The sequence below is a fragment of the Streptomyces albofaciens JCM 4342 genome (assembly GCF_008634025.1).
Classification (GTDB): Bacteria; Actinomycetota; Actinomycetes; order Streptomycetales; family Streptomycetaceae; genus Streptomyces; species Streptomyces albofaciens.
The window spans coordinates 1,090,256-1,102,512 of the sequence record NZ_PDCM01000002.1 but is presented as its reverse complement, the minus strand read 5'-3'; the positions used below and the strand labels follow the sequence as shown (position 1 = coordinate 1,102,512).

7 protein-coding genes are annotated in these 12,257 nt (G+C 70.1%); 6 read left to right on the top strand and 1 reads right to left on the bottom strand.

Annotation, left to right across the window (positions count from 1 at the left end; genetic code table 11):
• Nucleotides 1-15 precede the first annotated feature (15 nt).
• A complete protein-coding gene (locus CP973_RS25230) occupies nucleotides 16-774 on the bottom strand; it encodes a bestrophin-like domain (protein WP_150245534.1) in 759 nt (252 codons plus the stop codon).
• Nucleotides 775-1,596: 822 nt separating this feature from the next.
• On the opposite strand from CP973_RS25230, the gene CP973_RS25220 reads away from it, so the two are divergent.
• The 6 genes from CP973_RS25220 (at nucleotide 1,597) to CP973_RS25190 (ending at nucleotide 12,224) form a co-directional block, all read left to right on the top strand.
• Nucleotides 1,597-2,877: a cytochrome P450 gene (locus CP973_RS25220; protein ID WP_167538510.1), complete on the top strand. Its 1,281-nt coding sequence runs from the start codon at nucleotides 1,597-1,599 to the stop codon at nucleotides 2,875-2,877.
• Between the two features lie 839 nt (nucleotides 2,878-3,716).
• Entirely contained in the window at nucleotides 3,717-5,282 is a 1,566-nt protein-coding gene (locus tag CP973_RS25210; RefSeq protein ID WP_167538509.1) for an AbfB domain-containing protein, read from the top strand.
• Nucleotides 5,283-5,347: 65 nt separating this feature from the next.
• Nucleotides 5,348-5,896 carry an RICIN domain-containing protein gene (locus CP973_RS25205; RefSeq protein ID WP_150245524.1) on the top strand — a complete coding sequence of 183 codons (549 nt, stop codon included), beginning with the start codon at nucleotides 5,348-5,350 and terminating at the stop codon, nucleotides 5,894-5,896.
• Nucleotides 5,897-5,960: 64 nt separating this feature from the next.
• Nucleotides 5,961-6,500 (top strand): RICIN domain-containing protein, encoded by a 540-nt coding sequence (locus CP973_RS25200; protein WP_150245521.1) that lies wholly within the window; start codon nucleotides 5,961-5,963, stop codon nucleotides 6,498-6,500.
• Between the two features lie 162 nt (nucleotides 6,501-6,662).
• A complete protein-coding gene (locus CP973_RS25195; RefSeq protein ID WP_244409997.1) occupies nucleotides 6,663-7,775 on the top strand; it encodes a hypothetical protein in 1,113 nt (370 codons plus the stop codon).
• Nucleotides 7,776-7,946: 171 nt separating this feature from the next.
• Entirely contained in the window at nucleotides 7,947-12,224 is a 4,278-nt protein-coding gene (locus CP973_RS25190; protein ID WP_150245518.1) for a Hint domain-containing protein, read from the top strand.
• The last annotated feature ends 33 nt before the right edge of the window (nucleotides 12,225-12,257 follow it).

The following is a 12,257-nucleotide window of genomic DNA, read 5'->3' as shown; positions in this document are numbered from 1 at the left end:
GTGCCGCAGCGTCCGTCACAACCGCGGGAAGAGGTCCGTGAACGGATCGGCGGAGGCCGAAATGCCGCGGCTGAACGGCGCGTCGAAGTCCCACACCAGGAACAGCAGGAAGGCGATCAGCGCGCTGAAGAGGGCGGCCATCAGCAACTCGCGGCCCGACCGGCGGATCTGAAGCGTGAAGATCAGCCCGATGGTGATCGCGGCACCGGTGATCAGCCCGAACCAGACCACCGGCGGCAGCGTCGGATCGACGCTGTCCGCCCGCGTGTTGCGGGCGCTGTCGGCCGCCGCGACCTGGTCGAGCAGCGGCTGGTAGGACTGGCTCTCGTAGTCGTCGCGCGGCCGGTAGTCGGTCACCGAGGCGCGCACCTTGTCCAGCAGCTCGCCGCCCCGGTCGGTGACCTGGCCCTGCTCGGACATGGCCGGCCACTCCTTGTGGACGACGTACGAGACATAGGCGTCCACGTCCGCGCGGATGCGCTCCCGCGCGTCCGCCGGGTAGGCCCGTACCCGCTCGCTGACCTCGTGCAGGGCCTGCGCCTCGGCCCGTACGGAGTCCTCGGCCGCGCCCCGGGCCTCCCACACCCCGGCGATGGCCAGGCCCAGGACGATCGCGTACACCACCCCCACCATCATCACCATGTACTCGATGACGTCGGGCGTCTCGGACGGGTCGTCGTCCTCGCCGATGCGGCGCTGCCTGAGGACCGTGATGGTCAGCACGACGGCGCAGACCGCGGCCATCGCGATGGTCAGTACCAGCCATTCCGACATGGGGGTGGCCTCCTACGAGGAACGGTGCCCGGCGGAACCGGACGACCTGGACGAACGGGGGCGCAGCGCGGCGGCCGCCAGCACGGCGGGCGCGGTGAGCAGCAGCATGGTCGTCACGACCGAATGGCCGTGCTGCTGCTTGCGGGCGGACGGGACGTACTTGCGGGGCAGCGCGACCGAGGGCGTCGTGGACGGTGTGGGGCGCGGCGATGTGGGCCGGGCGGCCGGTGGCGGCGGGGGCGCCGTGGATGCACTGGGCGCGGGCCGGGGCGGTGTGTGCGTCGGCCCGGGAGCGGCGGGGGCGGTCGGCCGGGGACGCGGGCGCGACGGGGTGGGGGTGGGCGTGGGCCGCGGGGTGGGTGGGGTGGTGAGCGTGGGGGTGGGGGTCGGCGTGGGGGTGGGCTTGGGCGGCCTGGTCGGGGACGGTGTCGGGGTCGGAGTAGGAGTAGGGGTCGGCGTGGGGCAGTTCCAATGCCAACCCCAGTTCGCGTCCCAGTCCCAGTCCCAACCGCAATGCCAGCCGCAATTCCCACCCCAGCCCGGCGGCATCGGCCGGCCGGTCGGCGGGCGACCCGGCCCGTCCACCCCGGCGCTCGCGCAGGCGTCGGCGGGCCGGGCCGGAGCGGCAGGCGATCGTGCGTGGGCTCCCGCGGGCGCCGACATCATCACGAAAGCAGCCAACAGGGGTAGTAAAAGCGCAGGTTGGACGCTGCGGAAACGTTGCGATCCCTTCACGCCGTCATGCTGCGCAGAGCGGACCGCCGTCAGCCGTCCAGCGGGCCCGATTCCCCCGAACGGATGTAATACCGTACGGTCGCCTGCGTGAGAGCAGCCGACGTGTTCACACCACGGACGTACGCCACCGGGATTCCGTACGAGCTCTTCCGCGAACTGCGCGCGACCCGGCCGGTGTGCTGGATCGAGGAGCCGGCCGTCGACGGCTGGCCCGCCGGGACCGGCTACTGGGCGGTGCTGCGGCACGCCGACGTCAAACACGTCCTGCGTACGCCCGGGATCTACTCCTCGTACCTGGGCGCGACCCAGATCCGCGACCCGGACACGGAGGAGGACCTCGCCTTCGTCCGGGCCATGATGCTCAACCAGGACCCGCCGGACCACGCGCGCATCCGCCGCGTCGTCGCCGCGGCCTTCACGCCCCGCGCGGTACGGGAGTTGGCCGAGGTCATCGACGCGCGGGCGCGGGCGCTGGTGGAGGCGGTGGCGCGGGCGGGGGAAGCGGACTTCGTGACCGTGGCCGGCGACCTCCCGGTGTGGACGCTGGCCCACGTCATGGGCGTCCCGGAGGAGGACCGGCAACTGCTCTTCGACTGGTCGAACCGCGTCATCGGCTACCAGGACGACGCGTACGCCGACTCCAGCACCGCCGACCCGGCCGGTCTCAGCCCGATGGGCCGGGCCGCCCTGCGCCACCGGCCCGCACCGGCGCTCCGCCCGGACGGACGCCCGGTCAACCCGCGCTCGCGCCGCGCGCTGGCCGACATGTTCGCGTACGCCCACGCGCTGGCCGAGAACCCGCGCCCCGGAACGGTGATGGCCCACCTACGGGAAGGCGGCCTGACCAGTGCCGAGTTCGAGAACATGTTCTTCCTCTTCGCCGTGGCCGGGAACGAAACGCTGCGCAACGGCATTCCGGGCGGCCTGCTCACCCTCCTCCAGCACCCGGACCAGTTCGCGCTCCTTCGCCGGAATCCGGCACTGACCGACAGCGCGGTCGAGGAAATGCTGCGCTACTGGCCGCCGGTCATCGACTTCCGCCGTACCGCCACCCGCGACACCGAACTCGGCGGACAGCGCATCCGCCGCGGCGACAAGGTCGTCGTCTACCACGCCTCCGCCAACCGCGACGAGACGGTCTTCCCCGCCCCCGACCACTTCGACATCACCCGCACCCCCAACGACCACCTCAGCTTCGGCTTCGGCCCGCACTTCTGCCTGGGCAGCCACCTGGCGCGCGTACAGATGCGGGCGGTGCTGCGGCATGTGGTGGCACAGCTGCCCGGCCTGGAACTGGCGGGGGAACCGGTCCGGCTGGTCTCCAACTTCCAGAACGGGCTGCGGAGTCTGCCGGTCAGGACGAGTTGAAGCCACCTGCCGCTCTCATTTCACCGCCCGCGCAAGCAGCGCGCGTTCGTGACTCCCGAACGTCCATTGCCCGGAACGGCAGGCGTGCAGTAGGCAGCCCCCATGACTGATCTTTTGCCGGCTGAGCAGCCGGAAGCGGGAGGCCGTGCCTTCTACAGGCGCCTCGGCGACGGCCGCCACGAGAGCAGCACCGCCACCGCGGGGCCGTGAAGCCCCGAGACGCGACACGCCCTGCACGTCCAGGTGCGCACCCCCCCGCTCCGGTGGACGTACGGAGCTGGTCGAAGGCGAACTGACCTCGGGCGGCGACACGGTGATGCTGGCCCGGGCTCGGCGAATCGCCGCCGCCCAGGTGCTGTCGGCCAGGGTGAGTGCGCGGGTCAGCGGAGTGTCCGGTTCGCCGGACACCAGGGGATGCGCTGGCGTGCCCAGGTCGTTCCCGGGCCGGGGGTGTCGAAGTCCTTGCCGGGCTCGAAGCGCCATTCCATGGCCGGCGATGTAGCCGTCCAGGTACGCGCCGTCCATGGTCTGCGGCGCCTGCGGTCCGGGCAGCGGTCTCCTTCGAACTCGACCATGTCGCTGGTGGCTGGTCGTTGGCTCCGTCGTTGACGGACACCTCCGGAGCGCGAGGGGCCTCGCGTTCCGCAAGTGGTCGGGCTGAAAACGCACCAGGCTGTTTGTAGGCGGTGAAAGCGGACAACTTTGGAAAGTCTGATTTGACTCTTTTTAAGAGAACATTAAGACTTCCCTGGCGTTCGTCGTGTACACGTCCAGGTCGCCCGTACGGGGGGCTAGAGGGGTTCCTGATAACAAAAATGCATAAGAACGACATTAGCCCTGTGCGTACCGGTTCCGCCCGCGCCCGGCGTCTCGTCACGCACGGAATCGTCACCGCCACGGCCCTGGCTGCCGTCACCGGCATCGCCGCTCCGGCCGGCGCCTTCGCCGCTCCCGCAAGCGCGGTGAGTGCGGCGGACGTCATCCGCACCAGCGAGAAGGACCGGGTCGACGCGGCGTACAAGCTCGGTTTCGAGGTGACCTCGGAACAGCTCGGGATGAGCGACCGCGACTTCATCATCGTGCTGTGGGAGCACGCCAAGGACGCCGGTGACAAGCTGAGCGCGGTGCGCCAGGCCGCCGAGGAGGCCATCGCCAGCACCTCCGCCGATGACCACGTCCGCTTCATCACCACCGGCGTCGGCGAGGCGCGCGAGGTCGACCGGAAGCGGGAGGAGGAGCAGGCGGCCGCCGACCGCATGGCGCGGACGCTCAAGTCCCAGGCCCTGATCGCGGTCGGCATTCCGAACAGCCCGGACCTGCTGGCGCTCAGCGACGACAACTTCATCCGCGCGATCATGAAGCATGACGCCGCCGGACCGGAGGTCAAGAAGGCCGCCTCCGACGCCCTGGGCGAGAAGGACACGGCCGTCTGGCGCGAGTTCATCTCCAACGGTGCCCGTGAGGCCCACGACCGCGACATGGAGAACGAGCGCAAGGAGCTGGAGCAGAAGAACCGGGAGGAGGCCGAGCGCCGCAAGGAGCTGAACGCCCGCAACAGCGCCGCTTCCCTGTTCCGCGTCGTGCCCTCCGAGGCGATGCTGAGCCTCGGTGACGACGACTTCATTCGCGAGCTGATCCGCCTGACGCCGGTCGAGGCGCAGCGCTCCGAGCTTTTCGTTGCGGCCCAGAAGGCGTTGAACAGCTCCGACGCGGCAAACTGGAAGATGTTCATCCACTCCGGTGCCGCCCAGGCCTACAAGCGTGACGCCGAGATCTACGCCAAGAAGATCGCCGACAAGCAGCGCGAGGACGCCCTTGCGATCCAGGCCCAGGCCGCGAAGACCGGCGTGCGCCCCAACCTCGTCGCCGCGGCGGAGAAGGCGCTGAAGGGCGGGCCCGAGGCCGTCTCCCGTTTCCTTCTCGAAGGTCAGCACCGTGCCCTGCGGCAGTCTCTCCAGGCACCCAAGCTGAGCGGCTGGTACATCCGTCAGTCCAGCGTCGACGGCGGCGAAACCTTTGTGACTCCGGTGAACGCCAAGAGCAAGGAAGCCGACCGCGAGGACGCCACCTGGGTCGTCAAGGACGCGCTGGCCGGCGGGCCCGGCTGCTACTCCTTCGAGTCCGTGCGCAAGCCCGGCTTCTACCTGTCGCTGAAGGACCTCCGGGCGCGGATCGCTCCGAACGACCGCACCCCGCAGTTCGCCAAGGACGCCAGCTGGTGTGCGCGCAAGGCCCTCGCCGGCTCCGGCACGTCCTTCGAGTCCGTGTCCAACAAGGGCCACATGCTGCGGCTGTACAAGGGAGACCTCTACGCGGCCGTCAAGAACGGCAAGCACGGCTACGACACGGCCAAGGACTTCGAGCAGGAAGCCACCTGGAAGATCTCCACGCCGCTCGCGGGCTGACCGACTCACCGGAACCACCCGGCGTCACCGACGCCATCAGCTTGAACAGAAGAACGGAACTCACGATGTCCCGGCCCATCCGAGCCGCGCTGGCCGCGGCCGCCGGTCTCACCGCACTCGTCGGTGGTGCGACCACCGCCCACGCCGCCCCGGCCACGTCCGCCGCCTCCACCCCGGCCGTGGTGAAGCTCCAGGTCGCGCACAGCGGCAAGTGCCTCACCATCGCCGGCGGCAGCTTCCGCAACGGAGCCAACGCCGAGCAGTCGACCTGCGTCGACGGTCTCGACAACCAGGTCTTCGAGCTCGCACCCGCCGGTGACGGAACCTTCGAGGTACGGGCCAAGCACAGCGGCAAGTGCCTCGAAGTGCGCGGCGCCGGAACCAAGGCGGGCGACAACGTCTGGCAGTGGTGGTGCGGCCAGGGCGACCATCAGCGTTGGCGGTTCCGCCTGGTCGAGGTCGCCGAGGAACAGTTCGAGCTGCGCCCCGAGCACGCGCCGAACCTCTGCCTGGAGGTCAAGCACAGCGAGGCGGCCGACGGTGCCAACGTCGAGCAGTGGAACTGCCACGGCGGCGACAACCAGCGCTGGCGCATCCTGCCGGTGAACGCCTGACGCGTCGCCTGCCGACCGCATTCACCTGAGTGACGACAACACTGTGAAGAAAGAGATCCACACGATGGCACGGATCACCCGAGCCGCGCTCGCCACGGTCGGCATGGTCGCCGCGCTGGCCGGCGGCACGACCACCGCCCACGCGGCAGGCGCCACTCCGGCCCCGGTCGCGGAGACCGTCCGGTTCCAGTTCGCCCACACCGGCAAGTGCCTGGACGCCTCCCCCTACACGGCGGAGGACAAGATGAAGGTGCAGCAGCTCACCTGCAACGGCAACGACGCCCAGAAGTGGCGCGTCGTACCCGCCGCGAACTCCACCTTCGAACTGCGTAACGTGGTCAGCGGACGCTGCCTGGAGGTGCGCCGGTCGCAGCCCCAGTCCGGTGCCGAGGTCTGGCAGTGGCCCTGCAACGGCGGCAAGCAGCAGCACTGGCAGTTCGGTCTCCTGGACCCGGTCAACAAGCTCTACGAGATCCGCCCCACCCACACCGGCGACCAGTGCCTGGACATCGGCCACGCCCAGGACACCGAAGGTGCCGCGATCTGGCAGTGGAAGTGCAACCAGGGCATCGCCCAGCAGTGGCGCATCCAGCCGGTCAAGTGACCGGCTGAGCCGTGCCCTTCGGGGCACGGCGGACGCAGGCCGTGAAGAGATGGTGCCGCGCCGATCTGGCGGGGCGGCACCGTCCTCACGTCCGCACTTTTCACGTAACCGGCTGCAGCCGTGCAGTGCTGCCTGCCGAACTTCTTCTCCGAGGGGACTTGAGTGAAACGTCAGTGGTGGATCGCCCAGGCGTTGACGTGCAGCGTGCTGGCCGGGGCGAGCGCCGTCGCGGGAACGGCACCGGCGTGGGCCGACGCTCCGGGGGGCGTTCCGGCAGCCCGGAGCGGAACCTTCGCCCAGGCCTCCGACGCGACCGCGCTCATGACCGCCGAGGCGGCTGAGAACGCCCGCAGGGAAGTGCGTCGCCTCGCGACGTCGCATCCGCTCGCGGAGGTCCGCGTATCAGCCTGGAACGCACTGCGGAGCGAGGACCCGGAGGCGATCGCGAAGTGGTTCGCCCCCGACGGCGGTTACGACTACGCCCGTGGCCGGGCGCGGACCACCAGGGCCCGCAACAAGGCGTTCATCGAGCGGGTCATCCGTACCCACACCAAGAGTTACTCGCCCGAGGTGCGGTCCACTGCGGAGCGGGCGCTGAAGGGCACCCCCGCCGACCAGGCGGCATTCGTCCGCACGGGATACGCCGAGGCCCAGAAGCGCGACCGTGCCCAGCGCGAGGCCGATACCCAGCACAAGCAGGAAGTCGCCGAGGCCGAGCGCGAGGTCGTGCGCCGTCTCGCCCAGGACGACCCGGGCGAGCAGGTACGGACGGCGGCGCAGTGGGCCTTGCGGCCCGGCGCCACGGACGAGGACATCGCGGAGTTCTTCGGCTACGGCTGGGTTTCCGGTGCCACGCTGGACCTGGAGAGCCGCCGGTCGCGGATCGCGGACGCGGAAACGGTCCGGCACCACACCCTGACCCGTCTGATCCAGGAGGCCGCGGCGGCCGAGGAGGCGGTCAAGGGTGCCGCCGACGCGGCGAAGGCCAGGGCAGAAGCCGAACGGGCCTGGCAGGCGGTTGCCGAGCACGCCGACGCCGCACGCAAGGCGTGGCTGGCCGAGCAGGGTGCCGCCCAGACCCAGACGGAGAACTGGCGGGCCGTCGCCGAGCGGGCCAGGAACTCCGCCGACGGCATCTGGAAGAACATCAACGAGCCGGCCGAGTCCAACCGTGAAGCGTGGGCCAAGGAGCAGGCCGACGCCGCCGAGTCGGCCGCCTTCTGGCAGAACATGTTCGACCGGGCCAAGGAAGGCGAGAGCCGGTCCAAGGGCTGACCGTCCCTTCCGCTCCCTCCATGCCGCCATTCCCGGCTTTCGTGCTCCTGCCCTGCCCGGATGCTCCCTGCATCCGGGCAGGGCAGGGTTCATTTCTGTATCCATTGACCGAGGGGGGACCTTCCCTTGATAGCCAGATTCCGGCCCAGAGCCGGACGGTCACGCACGCGCGTGACCGCAACCATGAGCAAGGCCGTCTCCGCGGTGGTCGCCATGGCGGTGCTCGGCACGACGGCGACCGAAGCCGTGGCTGCCGTTCCCGCCAAGCCCACCGAGAAGTCGTCGTTCGCCCAGGCGATGGCGACGCTCGACGCGGCCACCGCGTCGCTGCCGAAGCCCGGTGCCACGACGAAAGCGCCCGGCCCGTCCCGGCTGGACCGGATGAGCGCGGACCGTGACCGTCAACTCGTCGAGGACTTCGCGGAATTCGACGAGGAAGAGGAAGTCCGCGAGGCCGCCAAGAAGGCCCTGGAGAGCGACGACCCGAACGCGATCCGGGAGTTCCTGGAGCACGGCGAGGCCGAGGCCCGCAAGCGGGCCAAGGACAAGAAGAACGGCGACGACGCCGAGAACCGCAAGAAGATCGAGGCGATGCGCGGCACCGGCGGGCCGCACTTCAACGCCGAGGTCGAGCGCGTACTGGATGCCAAGGCCACCGCCACCGACCGCGCGAACTTCCTGGCATTCGGCGCGCAGATCGCGCGTGACCAGGACGCGAAGGACGAGAAGACCGCCAAGGAGCGGGCGGCCGAACTCCGCAAGCGTGTGGAGATGCTCGCCACGGTCGGCGGTCCGCAGGTGAAGGCAGCGGCCAAGGCCGCACTCGCCTCCAACGACGACGCGGTCATCGCGGAGTTTCTGGAAAAGGGATACCTGGTCGCCGCGCGCAAGGACGCCGATGACCAGGCGGCCCACGAAAAGGCCCTGAAGGACGCCCAGGAAGCCGCCGAGAAGCTTCGGGACCTGGCTCGGAAGGCCGCTCGCGCGGCCGAGGCCCGTACCAAGCTGATCGGCCACCACGGGGAAGCCGTCAAGGCCCTCAAGGACGCGTCCAACGCCATGACGTCGGCCGCCGCGACCGCGCGTGAGGCCGACCGGATGCTCTCGGCCGACCGGGCCGGCAAGCGCCTGTCCTCGTACGAGCAGGTCAAGGCCGAAGCGGCCCGCCAGGTGGAGTACGCCACCCACGCGGCCAAGGCCGCCCAGGTCGCGGCCGCCCAGGCCAAGATCCAGGCCGACGAGCTGGTGGACACCGGGCTGACCCACGGCGTCCAGTGGTCCGAGGTCGCCTCCGGTATGGCGGCCGCCGCGGACGCGGCGGTCAAGGCGAGCGAGACCGCCCAGCACGCCGTGGACGCCACGGCCGCCGACGCAGCCGCGCTCAACTCCAAGAACGCGGCCGAGGCGCACGAGCAGCAGGCCAAGCAGTGGCGTGCCAACGCCGAGCAGCACGCCAAGGCGGCGGCTGCGATGGCCGCGGCCGCCGAGAAGCAGGCCAAGGTCGCGGCCGATGCGGCCGCCCGGGCCAAGACGGCCCGTGTCGAGGCGGAGAAGGCCGAAGCGGAGGCGTGGGAGCACGCCAAGAAGACCCGTGCGGCCCGCCTCGAAGCCGAGCGTCAGGCGAAGATCGCTGCCGAGCAGCGCCAGATCGCCGAGCGTGAGCGCAAGCTGGCCGCCGAGGCCCGCGCCCGCGCCGAGCGCGAGCGCGACGCCGCCGCCGCGGCACGGGCCCGCGCAGAAGCCGAGGCCCGTACCGCCTCCGCCCTTCGGGCCCAGGCCCAGGAGGCCGCCGCCACCGCCGCCTCGGCGCGCGCGAGCGCCGCCGAGAAGGAGGGCATCGCCGCCAAGGCCGACGAGAAGGCCCGGAGCGATGAGCGGGCAGCTCACGAGGCCCGGGACAAGGCCTTCCAGGCCGAGCAGAATCACCGGGCCGCGGAGGCCAAGGCCAAGGCCACCGAGGCGATCGCCGCCTCCGGCCGCGGCACCCTCAACGCCGCTGAAGCCCGTGCCGCGGCGGACGGCGCCCGCCAGGACGCCAATGCCGCGGGCGCGGCGGCCGGTCAGGCGCGCAGCGCCGCCGACGGCGCCAGCGGTGCGGCCGTACGTTCCCGTGCCGCCGCCACCGAAGCCGCCGGGCACGCCGCCCGGGCCCGTGCAGCCGCGGCCGAGGCCGGCGCGCACGCCGCCAAGGCCAACGCCGCAGCCAACAAGGCCGAAGCTGCCGCTGCCGCGGCCAATGCCGCAGCCAACAAGGCGGAGTCCGAAGCCGCCCTCACGCACGCTGCGGCGCAGCGCGCCAACGCGGCGGCCGCCGAAGCCACCGCCCAGGAAGCGCGCGCGGGCATCGCTGCCCACGAGTCCGCCCGCCTGGCCGGGCTGGCCGCGATGGAGGCCAACAACGCCCTCCAGGCAGCCAACCGCACCAAGGAAGAGGCCGACGGAGCGGTCCGCGAGGCCGCGATGGCCAGGCTCCAGGCCACGACCGCGGTGCAGGCCTCCGCGGCGGCCCGCAGCACCGCCGCCGGCATCGCCGACCCGGCCAACACCGCCATCGAGCTGACCGCGCCCTTCACCGGCTCGGACGTCGACGCGGACTTCGCCACGCAGGTGGCCAAGGCCGCCCTGGAGACCGGTAAGGAGCAGGTCGAATCGGCCGAGGCCAAGGCCGTCGAGGCACTCAAGGCCGCCAAGGCCGCCGAGGACGCCGCCAAGCGCGCCAACGCCCAGGTGGCACCCGCCTTCAAGGCCGCCGCCGAGGCGGCGACCTCCGCGGCGAACGCCGCACGCTCGTCCGCCAACGCCATGAAGTCCGCCGCCCAGGCGGCGGACGACGGCGCCAAGGCCCGCGCCGCGGCAGCCAGCGCCAACAAGGCCGACGCCCAGGCCCAGGCCGACGCCAAGGCCGCCCGCCAGGCCGCCAACCAGGCCTACGCGGATGCCAAGGCAGCCCGCGCCGCAGCCAACGCGGCCGAGGCCGAAGCAGCCCGCGCCCGCGGCGCCGCAGCCGAGGCCACGCAGCACGCCAACGCTGCCGCCGCCGCCGCTTCCAAGGCCGAACACGAGGCCTCGGTCGCCCAGAGCGCCGCCACCCAGGCCGAAAACGACGCAGCCGCCGCCAGCAAGCTGGCCGACTCCGCCGAAGAACACGCCAAGTCGGCCGAAGCCTTCGCGAAGAACGCCAACAAGTACGCCCAGGAAGCGAAGGAATCCGCAGAAAAGGCGGAGGCGTACGAGCGGGAGCAGGAGCGGAAGCGGCGCGAGGAAGCGTTGAAGGAGGAAGGCGGCAAGGGTGAATCCGAGCAGCTGAGTGCGGGCGAGCAAGCAGCTCTCAAGGCCGCCGGCATAACGCCTGAGGAGTACAAGGCAGCTCTCGAACTCGACGACAAGGGGTTCCTCGGCTTCCTCAAGGAACACGGCGCCGAGATCCTGGTCTCCCTCCTCGGCCTCGACGACGTCAAGGCATGCTTCACCAAGGGAGACATCGAGGCTTGCGTCTGGACGCTCATCGGTGCGCTTCCCTGGGGCAAGGCCTTCCAGGCCATCAAGGAAGCCCCGGCAATCGGCAAGGCCCTCTACCGGACTGTTACGGGTATCGGCAAGTTCATCGAGGGGTCCGACAAGGCGAAGAAGCTGATCCGCAAGAGCAAGGACATTCTGGCGAAGCTCAGCGGGTCACCCTGCTTTGCGGGGCAGAAGAAGAACAGTTTCACGCCGGAAACTTTGGTGGTGATGGCTGACGGTTCGCGTAAGAAGATCAAGGATGTTCAGGTCGGCCAGCAGGTTCTGGCCACCGACCCGATGGCCGGCCGGACTGAGGCGCGAGCAGTCACCGATGTGATCGTCGGTGAAGGCATGAAGAACCTGGTAGAGGTCACCGTCGACAGTGATGGCGCAGCGGGCGATGCCACGGGAACGCTCAAGGCCACCGATGGCCACCCATTCTGGGTCGCCAACCGAGGGGAGTGGGTGGACGCCAAGGACCTCAAGACGGGTGACAAGCTTCGCGCCTCTGACGGTGTCCTGCGTGAGGTTGTTGGCCATCGTGCCTGGACTGAGGCGCGGAAGGTATACAACCTCTCTGTGGCGGGTATTCACACGTACTATGCGCTGGCGGGTGAAACGCCGGTCCTGGTGCACAATTCGACCGCTTGCGAACTCGATTCCCGTGGTTGGCCTATCGCGACCATGGACAACTGTAAAGAGTGCGCGAAGAAGATCAAGGAAATAATCGGTGGCGAAATATATGAGATGAAGGATTCTCTCGGAGCGAAACTCGGGCCGTCCAAGCGTGATCCTCATGGTACGTGGCACGAACACTTTGTAGTGGTCAAGGACGGTAAAGCATACGATGCTTTCACCGGGGCGGACGGCATGGATCTGGACGCCTATCGCCGTCAGTGGGAATACTGGGAATACATCAAACTGGACAAGCGGCCGGATCTGGGGTAAGGGATGGAAGTTCGGGAGCTCTGCTTTCACTTG

Excerpts from the sequence above, each read along its gene's own strand:
- CP973_RS25230 (WP_150245534.1), bottom strand. The coding sequence starts at position 774 with ATGTCGGAATGGCTGGTACTGACCATCGCGATGGCCGCGGTCTGCGCC.
- CP973_RS25205 (WP_150245524.1), top strand. The coding sequence starts at position 5,348 with ATGTCCCGGCCCATCCGAGCCGCGCTGGCCGCGGCCGCCGGTCTCACC.
- CP973_RS25200 (WP_150245521.1), top strand. The coding sequence starts at position 5,961 with ATGGCACGGATCACCCGAGCCGCGCTCGCCACGGTCGGCATGGTCGCC.